16 protein-coding genes are annotated in these 18,241 nt (G+C 61.7%); 12 read left to right on the forward strand and 4 right to left on the reverse strand.

Annotated features, from left to right (window positions below; translation table 11 throughout):
• Positions 1–19: 19 nt before the first annotated feature.
• The 8 genes from J5J06_00530 (at position 20) to J5J06_00565 (ending at position 7,887) form a co-directional block, all read left to right on the forward strand.
• Positions 20–646, forward strand: a complete 627-nt coding sequence (locus J5J06_00530; GenBank protein MCO6435555.1) for a hypothetical protein — start codon at positions 20–22, stop codon at positions 644–646.
• A 212-nt stretch (positions 647–858) separates the two neighbouring features.
• Complete coding sequence (locus tag J5J06_00535; protein ID MCO6435556.1) at positions 859–2,238, forward strand: DUF1573 domain-containing protein; 1,380 nt, start codon at positions 859–861, stop codon at positions 2,236–2,238.
• A 13-nt stretch (positions 2,239–2,251) separates the two neighbouring features.
• Positions 2,252–2,470: a hypothetical protein gene (locus J5J06_00540; protein MCO6435557.1), complete on the forward strand. Its 219-nt coding sequence runs from the start codon at positions 2,252–2,254 to the stop codon at positions 2,468–2,470.
• A 130-nt stretch (positions 2,471–2,600) separates the two neighbouring features.
• A complete protein-coding gene (locus J5J06_00545) occupies positions 2,601–4,430 on the forward strand; it encodes a hypothetical protein (GenBank protein MCO6435558.1) in 1,830 nt (609 codons plus the stop codon).
• A 53-nt stretch (positions 4,431–4,483) separates the two neighbouring features.
• On the forward strand, positions 4,484–5,287 hold the full coding sequence (locus tag J5J06_00550) for a DUF554 domain-containing protein (GenBank protein ID MCO6435559.1): 804 nt from the start codon (positions 4,484–4,486) through the stop codon (positions 5,285–5,287).
• Positions 5,288–5,300: 13 nt separating this feature from the next.
• A complete protein-coding gene (locus tag J5J06_00555; protein ID MCO6435560.1) occupies positions 5,301–6,044 on the forward strand; it encodes an arginyltransferase in 744 nt (247 codons plus the stop codon).
• A 12-nt stretch (positions 6,045–6,056) separates the two neighbouring features.
• Complete coding sequence (locus tag J5J06_00560; protein ID MCO6435561.1) at positions 6,057–7,199, forward strand: glycosyltransferase family 9 protein; 1,143 nt, start codon at positions 6,057–6,059, stop codon at positions 7,197–7,199.
• Between the two features lie 118 nt (positions 7,200–7,317).
• On the forward strand, positions 7,318–7,887 hold the full coding sequence (locus J5J06_00565; GenBank protein ID MCO6435562.1) for a DUF2062 domain-containing protein: 570 nt from the start codon (positions 7,318–7,320) through the stop codon (positions 7,885–7,887).
• 13 nt (positions 7,888–7,900) lie between these two features.
• Here the strand turns inward: J5J06_00565 and J5J06_00570 are convergent, their stop codons facing one another.
• Positions 7,901–8,335 (reverse strand): PaaI family thioesterase, encoded by a 435-nt coding sequence (locus J5J06_00570; GenBank protein MCO6435563.1) that lies wholly within the window; start codon positions 8,333–8,335, stop codon positions 7,901–7,903.
• Between the two features lie 180 nt (positions 8,336–8,515).
• Here J5J06_00570 and rpmH point away from each other — a divergent pair, with 180 nt between their 5' ends.
• From rpmH to J5J06_00590, 4 genes are all read left to right on the forward strand, one after another.
• Positions 8,516–8,653: a 50S ribosomal protein L34 gene (gene rpmH, locus J5J06_00575; GenBank protein MCO6435564.1), complete on the forward strand. Its 138-nt coding sequence runs from the start codon at positions 8,516–8,518 to the stop codon at positions 8,651–8,653.
• A 235-nt stretch (positions 8,654–8,888) separates the two neighbouring features.
• On the forward strand, positions 8,889–10,742 hold the full coding sequence (gene rpsA / locus J5J06_00580) for a 30S ribosomal protein S1 (GenBank protein MCO6435565.1): 1,854 nt from the start codon (positions 8,889–8,891) through the stop codon (positions 10,740–10,742).
• A gap of 104 nt (positions 10,743–10,846) precedes the next feature.
• The gene (locus J5J06_00585) at positions 10,847–11,731 is read left to right on the forward strand and encodes an RNA polymerase sigma factor RpoD/SigA (protein ID MCO6435566.1); all 885 of its coding nucleotides are present in this window, start codon (positions 10,847–10,849) and stop codon (positions 11,729–11,731) included.
• Positions 11,732–11,977: 246 nt separating this feature from the next.
• Positions 11,978–12,412, forward strand: a complete 435-nt coding sequence (locus J5J06_00590; GenBank protein MCO6435567.1) for a dUTPase — start codon at positions 11,978–11,980, stop codon at positions 12,410–12,412.
• A gap of 20 nt (positions 12,413–12,432) precedes the next feature.
• Here J5J06_00590 and J5J06_00595 read toward each other — a convergent pair whose 3' ends face one another.
• The 3 genes from J5J06_00595 to J5J06_00605 all read right to left on the reverse strand — a co-directional run bounded on the left by J5J06_00595 (position 12,433) and on the right by J5J06_00605 (position 18,238).
• Positions 12,433–14,250: a M14 family metallopeptidase gene (locus tag J5J06_00595; GenBank protein MCO6435568.1), complete on the reverse strand. Its 1,818-nt coding sequence runs from the start codon at positions 14,248–14,250 to the stop codon at positions 12,433–12,435.
• A gap of 473 nt (positions 14,251–14,723) precedes the next feature.
• Complete coding sequence (locus tag J5J06_00600; GenBank protein ID MCO6435569.1) at positions 14,724–16,907, reverse strand: cytochrome b/b6 domain-containing protein; 2,184 nt, start codon at positions 16,905–16,907, stop codon at positions 14,724–14,726.
• A gap of 71 nt (positions 16,908–16,978) precedes the next feature.
• Entirely contained in the window at positions 16,979–18,238 is a 1,260-nt protein-coding gene (locus J5J06_00605; GenBank protein MCO6435570.1) for a cytochrome c3 family protein, read from the reverse strand.
• Positions 18,239–18,241 lie beyond the last annotated feature (3 nt).

Genomic DNA, 18,241 nt, shown 5'->3' on the forward strand with positions numbered 1-18,241 from the left:
ATCAAGTGGGAGGAATGCCATGATGAAAACGCGAATGATCCGTTCTCTAGGTCTTGGTGTTATGACCAGTGCGGCGGTTGTGCTTGCCGCAGGCTGTCCCAGCCTGCTGCCGACCGTTCCTGTTGTCGTAAATCTGACAGATGCCGGGGCGGGCACGTATGACGTGGTCGCCGGAACGCCAGTCCAGCGCTCCGCGCAGTTCACGGGGGAGGAGAGCCCGGTAACCATCACGCGCGGAACGGTGCAGTTGGATCCTTCCGTGGTCACGTATGCGATGGGCGGCGGTCCAGCCAAAGGGTTGGCCGGGGCGCAGGCAATCGAGACGTGTCAGCAGGCATGTGCACTGGCCGGGGTCGACGGCGCACTGTGCGATGACGTCTGCACGGACGGGCAAATTTCCGTTCGTGTCTGGGTCGGTGCGTTTGACGAAGTGGAGACGGTCTGCACGACCGGCGACGAGTACGGTCCTTTCCTCGTGGCGTTGGAGAATGGTGTGCCGAGCTCGGTTGACCCGAGTTCCGTCACGTTGTCGAGCAACACCGTCACGCTGCTGAACGGTGGCAACTTCAGCGTATGTGTCGAGGTCATCGCTCCGGAGGACGGACAGGTGATTATCGACTCGCTGCGGTTTGACGTGGGTCTGTAGACGCGCTTCGAGCGCCTTGCGCGAGGGCACTCCTGAGAACCCCGGCGAGGTGCGTCGGGTGCGGGTTTCAGGATGGTCACAACTCCAGGCCAGGCCGGGGGCGCCGCCCGCGCGGCGCTTCCGGCCTGCTTGCCGTAATTCGATCGTTCTCGTGTAATAGAGTTCGGTGTGTCTTTCCCGAATTGGACGATCGGACAGCAACGAGGTAGCTGATGTCGCACACGCTGAAGATTCGATCCTGGGGTCCCGCCGCAGTATTGTCAGCCGCCTTTGCCGCGGCCTCGACGGCCCAATTGCCCCCGCCACCCAAGCCTACTGCTGAAAGTGGCGGTCCGGCGCCGCGCATTTTCGTGCAGAATCGCGTGATCGATCTCGGGACGATCCTTGAAGGTGACCGGGTTCCGCTCGAATGGACCATTGAGAATCGGGGGGAAGCCGAGCTGGTCATCCACCGCGCCGTGGCGGGGTGCGGCTGTACCGTTCTCGAATCCCCGGAAGAGAAGCGCAGCGTTCCACCGGGCGGATCCTACGAGCTCAAAGCGCAGTTCGACACGACCAACCGAATCGGCAACCAGGACAAGTCGATTGTCATCTATTCCAGTGACCCGCTCGAACCGGAGCTAAAATTGGAATTCCTGGCCGAGGTCGAAAGACTGTACGATCGTTCGCCGCAGACTGCATTGAATATGAAAGTCCTTCAGCGCGGTGATACGGCCGTGCAGACGCTGGACGTCATCCCCGTGGAGGGTCGCTCGAAGGCGACGGTCACGGACATCATCTTCGAGGGAGGGCAGGAGCTTGCCACCAAGATTGAGCCGTTTTCCGTGGGCGATCGAACAGGATCGCGCGTGTACTTCTCGGTTCCGCCGGATGCGCCGCTGGGGATTCTGACCTCGAAAGCTCTCATCAAGCTTGAAGTGGACGGGATCCCGCGGGAGACCTGGCTGGTCATTCGCGGACAAGTGACGGGTGATCTTACTTGGATTCCCAAGGTCATTGACGCCACTCGCCAGCCCGTGGTCCACGGCACGCGCCTGGCCCCGCTTTCCATCCGCTCACCCAATGACACGCCGTTCCGCATTCTCTCCGCGGAGGCCGGTCCGATGCTGAACGTGACGGTTCGGGACAACAAGCCACTCAAGCCGGGGATCGACTTTGATGTGGTTCCACAGGTTCGCGAGGACGCGCCCGACGGACCGTTCGGCGCCATGCTCACGGTCCGGACCACGTCGCTGGATCAGCCGGTCGTGCAGGTCCCCGTCTTCGGGATTGTGGCTCCGCGTCTGATGATCGATCCACCGCTCATCCTTCTTCGGGCCGACGGCACGCCAAAGGGAACCGTCCGGCGCGTGAAACTTCAGGCTCCGCCGACGGAAACCCTCGAAGTCAAGAAGCTGACCGCCGGGCTGCGCGCCGTGCAAGTGGCGGTGGACGAAGAGTCCAGCAGAAACTACCGCCATATCCGCTATCTCTCGGTCCGATATGCGGGCGGCCTTTCCCCCGGTATACACGAGTCACAAGTGGAAGTGACCACCAACATTCCGGGTCTCGAGCTCGTCCGCATTCCTGTCGTGATCGACGTTCCCGAGTGATCGGAGGAAAGCCATGAACACCGATCAGGAGTCCTCTTCGGCTCCCAGCACAAGAATATCACACAGTGCCGGCGCTGAAGGCCATGCCGAGGAAACGAAACCGAATTCTGTCTGGGATGATCCGACAGTGCCCGTGGGCAATGCCCCACCGCGCTCAAGCCTGCCGGTGGTGGCCTGGGCCCTGGCTTGGACGCTCTGGATCGTTTTTCTCGCGGCGATGGCGTTTGCCTGACAAACCGAATCGCCGCGCGCCTCCCTGATCTCTGTCGAGTCCGGCGCGCCGCGCAGGACGCCCCGCATGCGTGGACCATAGCCTACCCTGCGGTATGATGCGCTTGGATTCTGCAGACCGGAGCGCGCCATTGCCAACGCAGGTGGAAGTACTGCAAAGGAATCTTGCCGCATTGTCGGAGCGGCAGGCCGATGTCGCTGAGCGCATTGCTGTGGCAGAGCCGCCATCCGGCGTCGAGGCCGCCATGGGGCGCGACGGCTGCCCAACGTTCCGTCTGTCGGGCTCGGGAAACAGGCCGTGGTTGGGCTTCTCGTCTATGCCGTCCGTGAGTGCGGAGGCCCTGGTCTCCGGGGTAGCCGTCGGCAGCGACAATCTGCTCCTGCCCACGGTACTAGCTGGCTGGGAGATCGCACTTCTTCTCAACCGCATGCCGTTGTTTACCGTGCTGTTTGTGATCGAAACCCAGGCGTGGGCTGCGAATCTGGTGCTCCGGCTTCACGATTTCTCGGCGTTTCTCCACGACGGCCGTCTGCTGCTGTTTCCCTTTGAAGACCCCTTCCCTCCACTCGTCGAATTCCTCGACCGGAACCCAGGTTACGAGCCGCCGGGACGTCTCATTGCCGTTCCCCAATTGTCGACGGTTCTGCTCGGCGAAATGGAGCGCCGGCTCATTCAATCGGTCGCCACGGTGCAAGCGAAGCGACAGGATGCAATTCAGGACATCCGCAATCGCTGGCATGTCCGGGACGAGGCGTCGCAACCGGAACCACGCATCGCCGTGGTGAGCACCAGCCCGGCCGCGCCGACCATCGCCTGGGCCCGCGCCGTTGGTGAAGGGTTGCGCCGAGAGGGCATCGTCCATAACGTCTGTGTTCCCGACCGACCGGAACATGTACACGTCGCCGCCCGATTGGGTGCCGCCCAGCGATGCGGCGCGAATCTCGTGCTCTCGGTTGACGCTCTTCCCGGCCGGCTCGGACCGCCTATGCCCGAATCGGTGTCCTCGATCAGTTGGCTCATCACGAACAACGTTCCGAGCCAGGACATCGGCGATCCTCCAACTCTCGACAGACAATTCCTGGCCGCTTCGACGAGTATCGCTGTCAAGCTAGTTGAGCGCGGGGCGAACGAGCAGTTCGTGTCGATCCTCGAACCCGGATTGCCGGAAACATGGCTCGCCGACCTCGATGAAACGGGCGGCGCCGGACATCCCGGCAGCCCGCTGGTCGCGATCCTCGCTGACGTGGCAGACGACCGTGCCGCCGCGCTGGGCATAAACCAGCACAGCCACGTGCAGCTCTGGGAGACGGTCCGATCGCTCTGCCTGCGCACGGCGATGGAATCTGGTGATGCGTCGCCAGACAATATCCTCGCTGCGGCGTCGAGAAGCATCGGCGTGCCCGTCCACGATCCCGAGTTCGAATCCCACCTCATCAGTTGGATCGAGGGGCGAGCGATGCCCGCGGCCGTGGCGCGCGCCACGGCTGACCTGCTACTCCGGGCGCGAATTCCATTGGCTCTTTGGGGACTTCGCTGGGATCTGGAGTCAAGACATCGATCATCGTGGCGCGGTGCAATCCCCTGGGCCGGCGGATTCGGTGAGCTCGTACGCTGCTCCACCGTCATCGTTTTTCCCGTCCTCGACGCCGAGTTGATTCCGGTGCTCTTGCTTGCCTTGGCGGGCAAGCGCGGCGTGGTGGTGCGGCGTCCCTCAAGGGTTTTCCGCGACGAATTCCCAGCGCTGGCGGAGCTTGAGCCGGCGCTGAACATGGTGGATTCGGCCGAAGAGGTGGCGGCACGGACGCAGTGGTTGTCCGCTCTCGGGCAGAGTTCTACCAGCCAGGACGCGGAGCGGGAGCGCTGGTCGCGAAGTGTGCGGGACCGACATTTGCTCTCACACCGTCTGGCGGCGATGCTCTCGCGAATCCACTCGGCGAGACCTTTGACCGGCACAGGTTGACCCGGAAGGGAACACGCGGCCTTCGCCGCCGTCACGAAGTCATCGGGTACGCCATGGGTTTGTGGCAGATTCTCAACGGCACCGTCGTTAACAGTGCGACCGTTATTGTCGGGAGCCTGGCAGGCATCGCCGTTGGTACGCGCTTGCCGGAACGCTACCGTGCGATCGTGCTCAACGCCCTTGGTCTGGTGACCATCACCCTGGGAATTGACGCGGCCGTGCTCCGCTTCAGCGATACCGTGGCCGAATTTGCCCCACTCGTCGGCGCGGGGCGAACCTACGGGGCGCGTCTGGCAATGGTGATGATTACGTCGCTGCTGTTGGGCGCACTGCTCGGCGCCGCCCTGCGCATACATGACCGCATCGAGTATCTTGGCAGGTGGGTTCACGGACGCTTCTCCAAGCAGGACGGCCACACCTTTGCGGAGGGCTTCCTGACTGCGAGCGTGATCTTTTGCGTGGGGCCGCTGACCTTGCTGGGCTGCCTGCGTAATGGAAGTGAGGGAAATCCCGACTACCTCTATATCAAGTCGGTGCTCGACGGTTTCTGCTCCATCGCCCTGGCGTCGTCGCTGGGCTGGGGCGTGTTCGCCAGCGTGTTTACAGTACTGTTCTTTCAAGGGGGACTGGCGATTCTGGCGTCCTATGTCGCGGAGCCGCTCGATCCGCTCTCCAAGTCGCTCATGATGGTCGTGGGCGGGGTCGTGCTGCTGGCCACGTCGCTGATGCTCTTGGATATCAAGCGGATACCGGTTGCGGACCTTCTCCCGGGGATTTTCCTGCCGCCGCTCGTTATCCATGTGATCGAGTGGTTTCGCCCCGGATGGCTGTTGCCCGTCATTGGTTTAGGCGCCTAGAATCTCTATCTGCATGACGGATGTCGCCTGCCATTCGGACTTGATTAGTTCCCCCGCCGCCGATCTGGACGCCCTGAGGGCCGTGGGACAGGAGTTTCCTTGCCCATACCTGCCCCAGCGCCGATCGCGCAACGAGGCCTATTTCGTGGAGCGACTTGAGGGGGCGTTGTACGAACGCCTCCTCGCCCGCGGTTTTCGCCGCAGCGGGCACGTTGTGTATCGCCCGCGCTGCCGCGGCTGCCGGGAATGCCGTCAGCTTCGTGTCCCTGTCGAGACGTTCGTCCCGTCGCGGTCCATGCGCCGGGTGGCCCGTACGAACGCGGACGTGCGGATGGAGGTGGACGATCCGGCTCCCTCGGATGAGAAATATTGCCTGTTTCGGGACTATTTAGCGTTTCAGCACGACGGCACGATGTCTGCGGAATACACCGCGTTCATCGAGTTTCTCTACGACTCGCCGATCGCGTCCCGCGAATTCAGCTATTACATCGGTGGTCGGTTGGTCGGGGTGAGCATTGCCGACCGTCTGCCCAAGGGGCTGAGCAGCGTGTACATGTACTTCGATCCGAAATACGCCCGGCGAAGCCTCGGAACATTATCGGTCCTTCGCGAGATCGAATGGTGTCGCGAGAATGACATGCCGTACTACTTCCTCGGCTTTCACGTCGCGGGCAGCCGGACCATGGACTACAAAGCGCGTTTTCGCCCCTTCGAGATTCTTGTGGCGGACGATCGCTGGATCCGAACCGATCAATGATGGGAGATGGCCGTGGCGGTATTCGGGTCCCAGCCGGCCGATGTCACCCGGCGGTCGTTCCAGCGCATCCTGCTGATGAAGCCGAGCTCCCTCGGCGATATTGTCCACGCGCTGCCTGTGCTGCACGCCCTTCGCCGCCGGTTTCCGGACGCGCAAATTGACTGGATGGTTTTTCCTCCGTTTGGCGAGCTCCTGGCCCACCACCCGCAAATCAATGAGCTGGTCGTCTTCGACCGCAAGCGCTTCTCGCGCGTGGGTTGGAGCCCACGAATTACGCTTGAGTTCCTCCATTTCCTTCGTGGTCTACGTCGCCGCCGCTACGACCTGATCGTCGACTTGCAGGGCCTATTCCGTAGCGGATTCATCGCCTGGGCTTCCGGAGCGCCGACGCGCATTGGGTTCGCCGAAGCCCGGGAGGCCGCGTGGGTCTTCTATACCCATCGAATTCCACACGCCCCGGAAAACGCGCACGCGGTGGATCGGAATCTCAGCGTGTGTCCGATCCTGGGACTCTCCCGCAGCGAGGTCCGGTTCGATCTGGGACTGCCGAGAGAGGTCTTACAAAAGGCGGAGCAACTGCTGGAACGGAAGGGAATCGGTGCTTCGCGGTCCTTCCTGGCCGTTGCGCCGGGGGCACGCTGGCAGACCAAACGCTGGCGGGCGGAGCGCTTCGCCGAGGTGCTCAATCAGCTCGAGCCGGACCTTGACGTGCCTCCCGTGCTGCTGGGAGCACCCGACGAGGTACAGCGCTGCAAGGAAGTCGCTCGGGCCTGCCGACGTCCGCCGATCAATCTTGCGGGTAAGACGTCCGTTCTGGAGATGGCCGCCGTGTTGCATCGCTGTCGGGCGCTGCTCTGCCAGGATTCCGCGTCCGCACATCTGGCAGTGGCGTTTTCCCGCCCCGTGGTTTGCCTGATCGGACCAACGCACCCCGGTCGGACGGGACCCTACGGACAGCTTGATTCCGTTGTCCGGCTCGACGTTTCCTGCTCGCCCTGCTATCTTCGACGTCTCTCCCAATGCCGTCACGGGCACCGCTGCATGGAGGATCTGCTCGTTGCGCCCGTGGTGGAAACACTGCGACGTGTGCTCAAGACGTCATCGGAAGTGCCTGGGCATGCGCCGGCCGAACCCGATTCCTCTCCTGGTCGATAGGTCGATAGGGGGTCCGATCAATTGCCGGATTGTCGTGTTGAGAGCCGGCGGAGAATCCTGCACGCTCTGGCAGCGGCAGGACTAAGATCCTGGGGTAATCTTGCGGAGTAAAGCTCGCTTGGCCCGCTACGCACTCAGACTTCGCCGATTCTTCGTGCACAACGTGCTGCACGCCGACGACACGCCGCACCGCATTGCGCTGGGGGCGGCCATCGGCGTTTGGGTTGCGTTTCTTCCGCTGGTCGGTATCCAGATGATCGTCACCCTGGCCCTTGCTGCGTTGGCGCGTGCCAACCGTGTTGTCGGTGTTCCGCTCGTATGGATCACCAACCCGTTTACCATCGTCCCGATCTACGGTGGCTGCTTGATGTTGGGTCGATGGATATTGGGAGAGCAGCCGGGCGAGGTCACGCCGGAAGCACTGCGAGTACTCGATGCCCCTGCGGATACGGTCCACCTGTTCAATTGGAGCTTCTGGGCTGAGCGTCTGCGACAGTTTGCTGACCTGAGCCTGGAGCTGTGGATCGGCTGCCTGGTCGCGGGCACGATCGCGGCCGTTCCTGCCTATTTTCTCACCCTTCGGGCCGTTCGGGTCTACCGCGCACGGCGCCTCCAGCGCATCAAAGAACGCCACTTGTTCCGAAGTCAGCTGCGTTCCGCCCGCCTGGCGCGGGGCGAGCCGGCCTGACCAAGTTGGTGGGTCACTCCTTCGGGGCATGCGAGGGCCTGCGTTCCAGTCGGATGTACGTCACCTGGGCGACGGCGACCTTCGTTCCCTGCGCGTCGAACAGATCCACGGCAACCGGGCAGAGCGTGCGCCCCAGCTTGATGACGCGAGCCTCGGCCGTCACATCCGTCAGGCAAGGGGCCAGGAAGCGAATGTTCATGTCCGTCGTGGTCAGTGGTACATCCGGGCCGGTCTGGGTCATGATGGCGAAGCAGGCCGCGCTGTCTGCGATGGTCATCAGCAGCCCGCCGTGGAGTGACCGGAAAATGCCGTCGTAGCGCTGATCGTAGGGCACCCGGAGGCGGCAGAAGCCCTCCTCAAACCCGGCCAGTTCGAACCGGAGCGTCTGGACGATCGGTATCGGGCGGGTCTTTTCGACAATGTCGCGAACACGCGCGGAATCGAGCATGTGTATTGCATTCCCTGTTGAAGCCTTCGTTTAACGTTAATGCGGCCCGTTCCAAGCGCCCCGGCCGCCGCTTGTTGATTGTTTCCCGTGCGATTATACTGCCTCGTTTTCGCCTCTGGAACGGCCCCCGGGCGAGCGGATCGCCCATCGTAACCGTAGGTCAGTGGGGAGTTTAGGCATATGCATTACCCGCGCAGGAACAGTCGAATCACCCGGGTGCGAAAGCACGGCTTTCGGGCCCGCATGCGGACCGCCAAGGGGCGCAAGCTGATCAATCGGCAGCGTCGCGCGGGACGGCATCGCATCAGTGTAAACTAGTCCAATCCTCGCTGCCGCCACAGGCGGATCTGAAGTCGGAGTTCAGATTCGTCAATCGGCGTATGCGGTGGATACGGCGGTGCTTTGATACGATCGAAGCGCATAGAATACGGTCGAGTTGACGGAGTATTCGGACCGCGAATCAAGGATCGTCCTATCGGTCCCGCGGATTCCAGTTCCATGTCCAGCGTTGGGCGCTCGACCGACACGTACCTCCTTTTTAGTTGTCTGGGACATGGTCGATTACAACCTAATCAGCGAACTGGATGAGCAGGGCGAAGGCTTGGACGCGGAGCTGGAGGCGCTGTTTGCGGGGCACCGCGAAGAGTCGCACGTTACCGCTATTCTTGATCGGCGCGAAGAGGAATTCTCTCCTGGGTCGATCCTGACGGGCAAGATTGTGGGCCGTGCCGGCGACGATGTCGTCGTCGACGTCGGCCTCAAGAGCGAGGGCCTGATCCCCTCCAACGAGTGGGAGGACAACGAGGAGCCCCGCGTCGGTGAGGAAGTCAAGGTCTGGCTGGAGACCGTAGAGTCGGACAGCGGACATATTGTCCTTTCCAAGCGCAAAGCCGATCGGATCATCAACTGGCAGCGCATCGCCGATTCCAAGAACGAGGGCGACATCGTCGACGGCCGCGTTGTGCGCAAGATCAAGGGCGGCCTGCTCGTGGACATCGGCTACCTCGCCTTTCTTCCCGCCTCGCAGGTGGATATCCGTCGTCCGGGTGACATTGGCGAGTACATCGGCCGGGAGGTTCGGGCCAAGATCCTCAAGATCGATACCGAGCGGCGTAACATCGTCATTTCCCGCCGCAAACTGATTGATGAGGAGCGCGCTGCCGCCAAAGAGAAACTGATGTCCACGCTGGAGGTCGGTCAGGTCCGCACCGGTACGGTCAAGAACATTGCGGACTTCGGCGCCTTCGTTGATCTCGGCGGTATCGACGGTCTCCTGCACATTACCGACATGAGCTGGGACCGCGTGGGTCATCCCTCGGAGGTTCTCAAGATCGACCAGGAAGTCGAGATCAAGGTGCTCAACGTCGATCGCGAGAAGGAAAAGATCGCCCTGGGCCTCAAGCAGCTCAAGCCCAATCCGTGGGATGAAGTGGAAAATCGCTACCCGGCGGGTACCAAGCTGAGCGGCGAGGTCGTCAACATCACCAACTACGGCGCCTTCGTGAAAATCGACGAGGGTATCGAGGGTCTGGTGCACATCAGCGAGATGAGCTGGACGCGCCGCATCAACCACCCGTCGGAGATTCTCGCCGTCGGCGACACCATCGATGTGGTCGTGCTCGAGGTCAACAAGAACAAGCAGGAAATCTCGCTGGGCATCAAGCAGACGCAGGAGAATCCCTGGAATCACGTGGCCGAGAAGTATCCGCCGAACACGCGCATTAACGGCCGGGTCCGCAACCTGACCAATTATGGGGCGTTCGTGGAGATCGAGGAGGGTATCGACGGTCTGCTGCATGTATCGGACATGAGCTGGACAAAGAAGATCAATCATCCGTCGGAAACCCTCAAGAAAGGCGATGTGATCGATTGCGTTGTCCTGAATGTGGATCAGGAGAAGCAGCGCATCGCTCTCGGTTTGAAGCAACTTCAGGAGGATCCGTGGGCCCGCGCGGTCATCGAGAACTACATTCCCGGACAGATCGTCGAAGGGACCGTTACCAAAATCACCAATTTCGGTGTCTTCGTGGAGCTGGAGGAAGATCTGGAAGGGCTCCTGCACGTTAGTGAATTGGCCGATCATAAGGTGGAGGACCCGCATAGCGAGGTGAAGATCGGCGACAAGATTCTCGTGAAGATTCTTCGCGTCGATGCAGCCGAGCGGAAGATCGGGTTGTCCAAGAAGCGGGCGGAGTGGTCGGTGGAGAATGATCCGGACGCCGTCAGCGAGCGCCCCAAGGCGCGTCGCGGCGGGCTCCACGGTCCGGGTGAAGAGACCTTCGATCAGCTCCAACCGATGGACTTCGTTCGCCCGCGGGAGGTTCCCGAAGCCGGAGAGGCGCCGACGCCGGCCCCGGCGGAAGCGCCCGCTGACGAAAGTGAAGAGCCGAATCGCGACGCCGGCTGACGGCGTGGGTCAGGCCGACCATCGGCGGGATCCGCGCAATAGAGCGGCGCCCGCCGATGGCAACTGGGATTCGCGGCCCGCTATCGGGCGCGCGTTGAGGAGGCCTGACCATCGCTGTCGACACTGGTTTACAAGTTTACCTTCGCCAGATTAACGAAGCGCCGCTCCTGACTCCTGATGAGGAGAAGGAGCTTGCGACAATTGTGCGCGCCGGGCAGCGCGTCGCCGAGCGCTTCGCCCGCGGCGAGGTGGGTCTGGTTGAGCGCGAGGGCATCGAGGGCGATGCCGCGGCCGCGCGCGAGCGCATGGTCAAGTCCAACCTGCGCCTCGTGGTCAATATCGCCAAGAAGTATGCCAAGCGCGGTGCGCCACTCAACGATCTGATCAATGAAGGCAACCTCGGGCTGATCCGCGCTGTCGAGGGCTTCGACCCCGACCAGAATACGCGATTCAGCACCTACGCCTCGTGGTGGATCAAGCAGGCCATCAAGCGGAGTCTGATCAACAGCGACAAGCCGGTACACATTCCAGCGTACATGGTGGAAATGATCTCGCGCTTCCGTGAAGCCCGTGACCATTTCATCGAGACGGAGGGCCGGCCGCCGCAGACTGAGGAACTGGCCGAGATTCTCGAGATGAATGTCGCCAAGGTCAAGCACATCCGCAACGCCGTAAAGGCCGTCACGGCGCCCACCCAGGATGTCGACGGGGCCAACGGGCAGGCTCTGACCGAATCGCTTGCGGACGACAAGACGCCGCGTCCCGACGATGTCTTGGTCAGCGAGTCGGAAGTCGCACAGGTCGTGTCGGTCCTCGCCGATCTCGATGACCGCGAATCGAAGATCCTCCGCATGCGCTACGGCTTGGACGGCAGTGAGCCCATGACCCTCAAGGACATCGGCGCAAAGATCAAGCTCACCCGTGAACGCGTCCGCCAGATCGAGAACGAAGCCCTCCGTAAATTGAAGGAGGCGCTGCTGGCGGAGTAGTTCCTTTCGATTCGTGAATGACGGGTGGCAAGAGGCGACCGACCCGTCAGCCGGCAAGGGCCGGAATCCAGAACCTTCGATTTCCCCATGAATTGTGTGCCTACTCCGGTGCTTCGCATCGGTGAGGATGCATCACGCCTTCACTGCCTGGTGCTGTTTGCCCCGGTTGCTCAATCGACTCCATTCCTGCTAAACTGCGTTTCCATTCAAGCGAGCCGACAAGCCCGCTGAGGCCGGAGCCGAGTTATGCCCAAAGACATGCTTGCAGATCTGTTTGAACGACAGGCCGAGCTGAATCGCCGCATCGGCTACGACACCTCCGCGCTGCACGAACGCTTCGACCCCGCACTGGCCGGCAAGTGGTTAAGCGACTACCTCATGGCCGCGTCCAATGAGCTTGAGGAGCTTCGCGACTGCACCTTCTGGAAGCACTGGTGCAGCGAAGCCAAGCAGGGTCAGCGCTTCGCCATTCACGATCTTCAGAACGCCCGCGTGGAAGTCATCGATCTGCTGTTCTTCTGGATCAGCATGGCGCAGTGCGTTGGGCTGAATGCGGAAGACGTGCACGATTTGTACCTGAAGAAACTGAACGTGAATCACAAGCGCCAGGACGACAATTACTCCATGAAGAACAAGACCGAGGACGATAACCGCGATCTGATCGTGGAACGCAACTCCTGAGTCGGCTTGTCGCCCGGCACCTACCGAGATTCTCGCGCCTGTTCCAAGGGCAGTTGGACATCCGTGGCGACCCGTCCGACGGGATACACGTTCATCGCCTCATCCCAATACGGCGAGCGCTCGTAGAACCAGTAGAGGCGCGCGTGTGGATCAGCTGCGAACGCCTTGTCCGAACGGACCTTCTGCTCGAACTCCTGACGTAATCCGTCGCTTTCGGCCATCATCCTCGAGGCGAGCTGCTCCAGGACGTAGCCTTCCGCGTATTCCTTCTGCTCGAAGACCGCGTTGAAGAATCCCCAGGCAACCAGCGAATCCGGTGCGTCCGGTTCGAGCAGGTGCACGGCCACTTTCCAGGTACGCTGATCGAGCGAAACAAAATAGGAACCGGCCGGAAACCAGCGTTCCTCCTGAACTTGCTCCGCCCGATAATTCACCGTGTGTCGGCCTTCGTAGGGTCGCTCGCGAAACCCGACATCATGAAATCGATAGGACTGCACCGGTACCTTCGCGCCTTCATCCAGGCGCGCCACCTTCAGTCCGTGCGCCTCCAGTACATCAATCACTTCCGTCCATTGCGGCGGAATAAGGTACCCGCGCGGCGGATCGACTTGCTTTGCCGGTTCGGTCTTGTTGAACCAGACGGTGTTCAGGTCCACGCGCTGCCGGCCGTCGTAGACGATTCGTACGTCGCCGGAAATCGGACTCAGCTCGCGCCGCCAGGCGACTCCCTTGAAGTCGATCGGCTCCGACGTATCTGTGGACTTCACCGTCAAGGTGAGCTTCGATTCGGCGTTACCGCGCAATGAGCCCGGCTTCGTACTATCGGCCGACTGGATCGCTTCGCGCAGCGTGTCCGGGTGCTCGTTGAGATACTCCAGCGTATGGCGGATGATGTCATATTGGCCGATCACGCGCGTGCGGTAGCGCTTGAGCATATGCGTCTCGACCAGCAGCGATGGCCGGTTGCGCAATGCGACATATCCGTTGGCGAAGCGCGGTCCGAATCCTCCCGAGCGAATTCCCTTGATCGGGTCCTTGCCATCCACAAACCAGAAATAGGGCAGGCAAAGATGTCCGTCGTCTTCCATCTTCGAAAGCACGAACGGCCGATAGGATTCCTCGATCCAGCGCACGATGTGCGGCTCGGCCGCGTCGTGGGTGTCGATGGCATAGAGCACGTCGTACTGCCAGTCGCCCCCGTCCGTCGTGTGCGTGTCGATATGAAAATCCGGCTGCCACTTGTTCCACAGCGCAAGCCACGCTCGCGTCTCGACGGCATCGACCTTCATGAAATCGCGGTTGAGATTGAGGTTGCGCGACGTTGTCCGCCAGCCCATTTGTTCTGGGCCGTTCTGGTTGATGCGCAAGTACGGCCCGAACCGCTCGTGGCCGTCCACGTTGTAGATCGGGATGACCAGCAGAACGACGTGGTTGAGCAGGTGCTCGAACTGCCTGGTGACGGCGATATCCCGCAGGAGCATGAGTGAGGCGTCTTTGCCGGCGCACTCGCCGGCGTGAATGCAGTTCTGGATGAGCACGACGAGCTTGTCGTGGTTTCGTGCGGCATCAGGCGAAAAATCGCCGTCCTTCGCGGCGATGACCAGCGGCAGCTCGCGATCTTCCGGGCTGACGCCGAACGTACCGAAGCGCACCCAGTCGGAGGCGTCCGCCAAGTCGCGGCAATAGCTGATCGTGTGTGCGTAACGCGGCGTCTGCTGGAAGTCGGTCTTCTCCGCCCAGGTCAGCCAGCGCGGTGGAACGTCCTTCGAGGCGAGCTTCAGGTCGCTCTGATCAACGCGCTGGGCAAGCGCCGCCGAAACGCTTATCAGAGCCATCATGAGTCCAACTCGCATGTCCGTAGCGGCCCGCATACAGCACTCCTCGAAGAGATCGGTACAGTTTCCCGTGGCCCCGAACCGGCATCTTGCACGATGGCACCTCGGTCGACAATCACCGGATTATCGATTGAGGCGTAAAACGGCATGGGCGAATCCGGCGGGTGAGCGTGTGCAGGGGTGATCGGACTCGAAACAAGGACTTGCGTGGACGGTGCTGCGGAGTAGATTGACTTGCGGCCAATGGCAATTTCGACAGCAGGCGGGAGTACTTCCGATGAGCGGCTGGCTGACCGTGTTCTATCTGATCGTGGCGGGTTACGTATTCTCTTTGCTCTTCCTGCTGTCCGAAGCCGCGCAGCGATTCTGATGTCGGGCGTGCAGAATCGGCGGGATCGAAATCGTCCGAAATGCGAAGCGAGGCCTTATGCGGTCGCGGCGCGGAAACGCGCAGGGCCGCGAACCCTGCAGTTGTTCTATTCTCTCCCGCCGCTCCCGCCGCCACGACCTGAGTCTCCCTTGGTATTCCCTTCTCCTGTAGAGGCGGAAGCCGTTTCGTCTTCCCCGTCAGGGGCGGTCGCCGTTCCCCGAAGCCGCTCCTCCGCGTCAGGCGCGTGGTAATTACCGCTTCCGGCTTCCTCTTCATCCTCCAGGCGCACGGTGAACAATCGTGCCTTCAGTCGCGGTCCTTCGGGATGCTCGTGGGCGTACATGTCCCGTGGCATCCGCCCGGCAAGCCACGCCGTGTTCATCGGGTAGGCCGCCGGGCTGAACATCGTGCCGTAGATGTGCCACACCAGGATGGCCAAGGTTGCCAGCCAGGCCTCGTAATAGTGAATGACTAGGGCGACGTCGAGCACGCCCTTGGGCAATCCGAGCGACTGGACAAAGAAATTATCAAACCAGAGGAGAAGTCCGGTGACGGTCATGATGATCGTTCCCCAGACCAGCGCCCAATATTCGGCCTTTTCCATGTAGCTGAAACGCTTGAATCCCGGCGGGTGCGATCGCCGTCCCAGGAAGTACTGGATGTTCTCACCCAGGTGGCGAAGGTCGTAGATTCGCATGGAGATGTCCTTGACGCACTGCCAGCCGCGCGGCGTGATCAAGTAAAACAGATGCCAGATCGAGGTCAGGATCAGAATGACCGCGGCCACGCGGTGAACGATGCCGCGGATTTCAAAGCCGCCCGTCCAGCCGAAGAGAAGCTTGACCCAGCCCGCCTCGGAAAAACGCAGGGAGAAGCCCGAAATCACCAGCACGGTAAACGAAATCATCAGCGCCCAGTGCTGCATAACCTCGTTCATGCTGAGCCGTTGCACGAACGGACGTTTCCCCAGGTTGCGCACGAACCGCAGCCAATCCGCTCCATTGTGCAGGAGCATGCCGCCGATCGTGCCCACAATGAGCACGATATACAGATTTCGGAAGAACTCGGGCCAACCCGCATAGAGCCCGGTTGCCGTCGAGTGGATCGGCGTCTTGGCCAGTTCTGCGGAGATGCCCGGATGGCACTCACCGCAGGTGTGCTGAAGATTGGCCGCGTTGATTGATGAATTCGGATTTGAGGACGGCAGGATGCGGTGCGCGCCGTGACAGGACGCGCAGTTGGCCACGTGCACGTCGCCGGCCTTGCTCTTCAGGCCGTGGTAGCTGTCGATGTACGACCGCAATCGACCGCTGGGAATCCCGTATTTCTCGTTGAGCACGACGGATTCGTGGCAGGGCGCGCAAGTGTCCTCGGCCACGCGCGCCGAACTCACCGGCGAACGTGGATCCTTAGGCGAGATGATCCCGTGCTCGCCGTGACACGTCGTACACACCGGAGAATCGACCGAGCCCCGTTCCGTGACGAGAATGCCGTGGATTCCTTCCAGGTAGTCCTTGGTGACGGATTCATGACACTGGCCGCAAGTATTCGGAATATTGAAGTGGTAAATCGTCGATTCCGGGTTGCCTGCGCCGAGAATGCGGTGCGCGGTGCGCTTTCCGTCAGGATCCTTGGCGGAGTGGCAGTCGTTGCAGGTCGCCGATACGTAAAGGCCCTTGCGACTTGCCTGGCCATGAACGCTGCTTTCGTACAGCTTGATGGGCTCCTCGCGAAGGTACTCGTGCCGCTTGACCAGGTTCACATCGGTGTGGCAGGACTCGCACGTCTCCGGCAGATTAATCGGGTGAACATGCGAGCGGCGGTCCGTCGTGGGGAGTACGTCGTGGGCGCCGTGACAGCTCCAGCAGGAAGGCATGTCCGGGTCCGTGTTGACCTTCAGCCGGCCGTGCATCTTGTACACCGACGCCGCTTCATCGTGACATTCACCACAGGTTTCTGTGCCCACTTCCGGTACATCCGGCCCGTGCGGGTTTGCCGAGCTGAAGTCGAGGTCGTCCATCGAAATCGTCATGTGACAGTCAGTGCAATCCAGATCGACGTGCGTCGAGTCCTTGAGCATCTGCGCCGGCGGAAGGGGTTCGTTCAGGGCGATGCGATCGGCATGACAATCGGCGCAGCTCGTTGGGTTTGCGGGGTAGTCGACCGAAACCGGCGCGGCCGTGACTTCCTCACCCGCTGCGGGTACGGGCGCCACCTCCTGGGCGGGGGTCGACTGCGCGATCCAGCCAAGCATCAAACCCAGCATCAGCGTGGACATTCGTGCCGACATATTCACTCTCCCTTGATCCGGCGATGGCCCGATCGTGCTCCTTGCAAAGGCCGGGTTCGGCACCGACGAAACTACTTCGGCGTATTCGGAATCACCGCGACCGGCCCGGGTCGCTTGTCGGGGAACGAAATTCCCTCGTCCTCGTCATGACACGAAGTACATGCCGGAGGCTCGTCAAACTTCCGATCTTCGTGGCAGTCCTCACAGTCGAAGGACCCATGCTCCTCGTTGAGAATCTGTCCCGTCACGGCATGATCAAACGTCTCCGACGACCAGTCCGCATGGCACACGTTGCACTCCCGCGGACGGGACGTAAACGGCGTCGTCTTGTGACACGTCCGGCAGTTGCGACCCGCGTGGAAACGGTTGAGCGGCCAGCCCGTCCGGGCGTGATCGAACGGCGGCGGCATCGGCTCTCCCTCGGCAAAGTGGCAGTGATTGCAGCGTTGCGGCGATTCGACGTCGTGGCACTCCGCACAAGGACGATGATGTTCATCGAGCGTGCGAACCTGCTGAACGTGCTGTTTTCCGTTCTCGTGGCAGCGGTTGCAGTTGTCCTCCTTATGGCACTCCGCGCAGGCAAACCCGTACTGGTGGATGTGCTCGCGGTGCCGGAAAACGACCTTGGTATCGGGGTGTCCCTCGCGTCGGGTCTCGTAGACCTCCATTTCCGGCTCGGGAATCGGCGGATGCATCCGGCCGATGATGTCGCCGGGGCTCGGTATGGCCTCCCCGACCTCAGGGGCCGATGGTCCCGTCTTGGGTTGGTGGCAGGCGCCGCAGGCCGTCTCCCCGCTCCACTCACGGTGACAACTCATGCACTGCCGGTGATAGGCGCCTTTCAGTCCCGGCATGCGGATGTCGCCTGCGCCCGGCTCCGCCGCGTGACAGGTCTTGCAGGCCGGATGCTCGACGCCTTCCGGCGTGTAATGGTGACAGACCTCGCAACCCCGCGTCATCTCCGACATGGCCGCGTGACCGGCGTGGTCGAAGGGAACGGGCAAATAGCGGTTCTCAAGCTCATCGAGAATGACGACGCTGGGGCCTTTTTTCGCTTTCGCCAATTCGACCGCGAATTCCTCCGCGCGGTCTCGCGTGCAGGTCCGCAGGCAGAGACCCTCGGAAGTCGGAGCGGGGCAGGTGTGGCAGGTTCGGCAATCACCGATGCGCACGTCCTCCGCAACCGTGGCCGAAGCGGTTGAACGCGATCGGGACGTCATTTCCGCAGCCGGGCGCTGCACGCGGGGACTCGCCCACAGCAGCGAAGCGCCCGTAAGCCCCAGAGCGACTGGCGTGATGGCAAGAAAATTGGCCCAACGTCGTTTCATCATCTA

It is taken from the genome of Phycisphaerae bacterium (assembly GCA_024102815.1).
Lineage (GTDB): Bacteria > Planctomycetota > Phycisphaerae > UBA1845 > UBA1845 > JAGFJJ01.

Coding starts and splice junctions, on each gene's coding strand:
- J5J06_00530 (MCO6435555.1), top strand. CDS start 20: ATGATGAAAACGCGAATGATCCGTTCTCTAGGTCTTGGTGTTATGACC.
- J5J06_00535 (MCO6435556.1), top strand. CDS start 859: ATGTCGCACACGCTGAAGATTCGATCCTGGGGTCCCGCCGCAGTATTG.
- J5J06_00540 (MCO6435557.1), top strand. CDS start 2,252: ATGAACACCGATCAGGAGTCCTCTTCGGCTCCCAGCACAAGAATATCA.
- J5J06_00550 (MCO6435559.1), top strand. CDS start 4,484: ATGGGTTTGTGGCAGATTCTCAACGGCACCGTCGTTAACAGTGCGACC.
- J5J06_00555 (MCO6435560.1), top strand. CDS start 5,301: ATGACGGATGTCGCCTGCCATTCGGACTTGATTAGTTCCCCCGCCGCC.
- J5J06_00570 (MCO6435563.1), bottom strand. CDS start 8,335: ATGCTCGATTCCGCGCGTGTTCGCGACATTGTCGAAAAGACCCGCCCG.
- rpmH (MCO6435564.1), top strand. CDS start 8,516: ATGCATTACCCGCGCAGGAACAGTCGAATCACCCGGGTGCGAAAGCAC.
- rpsA (MCO6435565.1), top strand. CDS start 8,889: ATGGTCGATTACAACCTAATCAGCGAACTGGATGAGCAGGGCGAAGGC.
- J5J06_00590 (MCO6435567.1), top strand. CDS start 11,978: ATGCCCAAAGACATGCTTGCAGATCTGTTTGAACGACAGGCCGAGCTG.
- J5J06_00595 (MCO6435568.1), bottom strand. CDS start 14,250: ATGATGGCTCTGATAAGCGTTTCGGCGGCGCTTGCCCAGCGCGTTGAT.
- J5J06_00600 (MCO6435569.1), bottom strand. CDS start 16,907: ATGTCGGCACGAATGTCCACGCTGATGCTGGGTTTGATGCTTGGCTGG.
- J5J06_00605 (MCO6435570.1), bottom strand. CDS start 18,238: ATGATGAAACGACGTTGGGCCAATTTTCTTGCCATCACGCCAGTCGCT.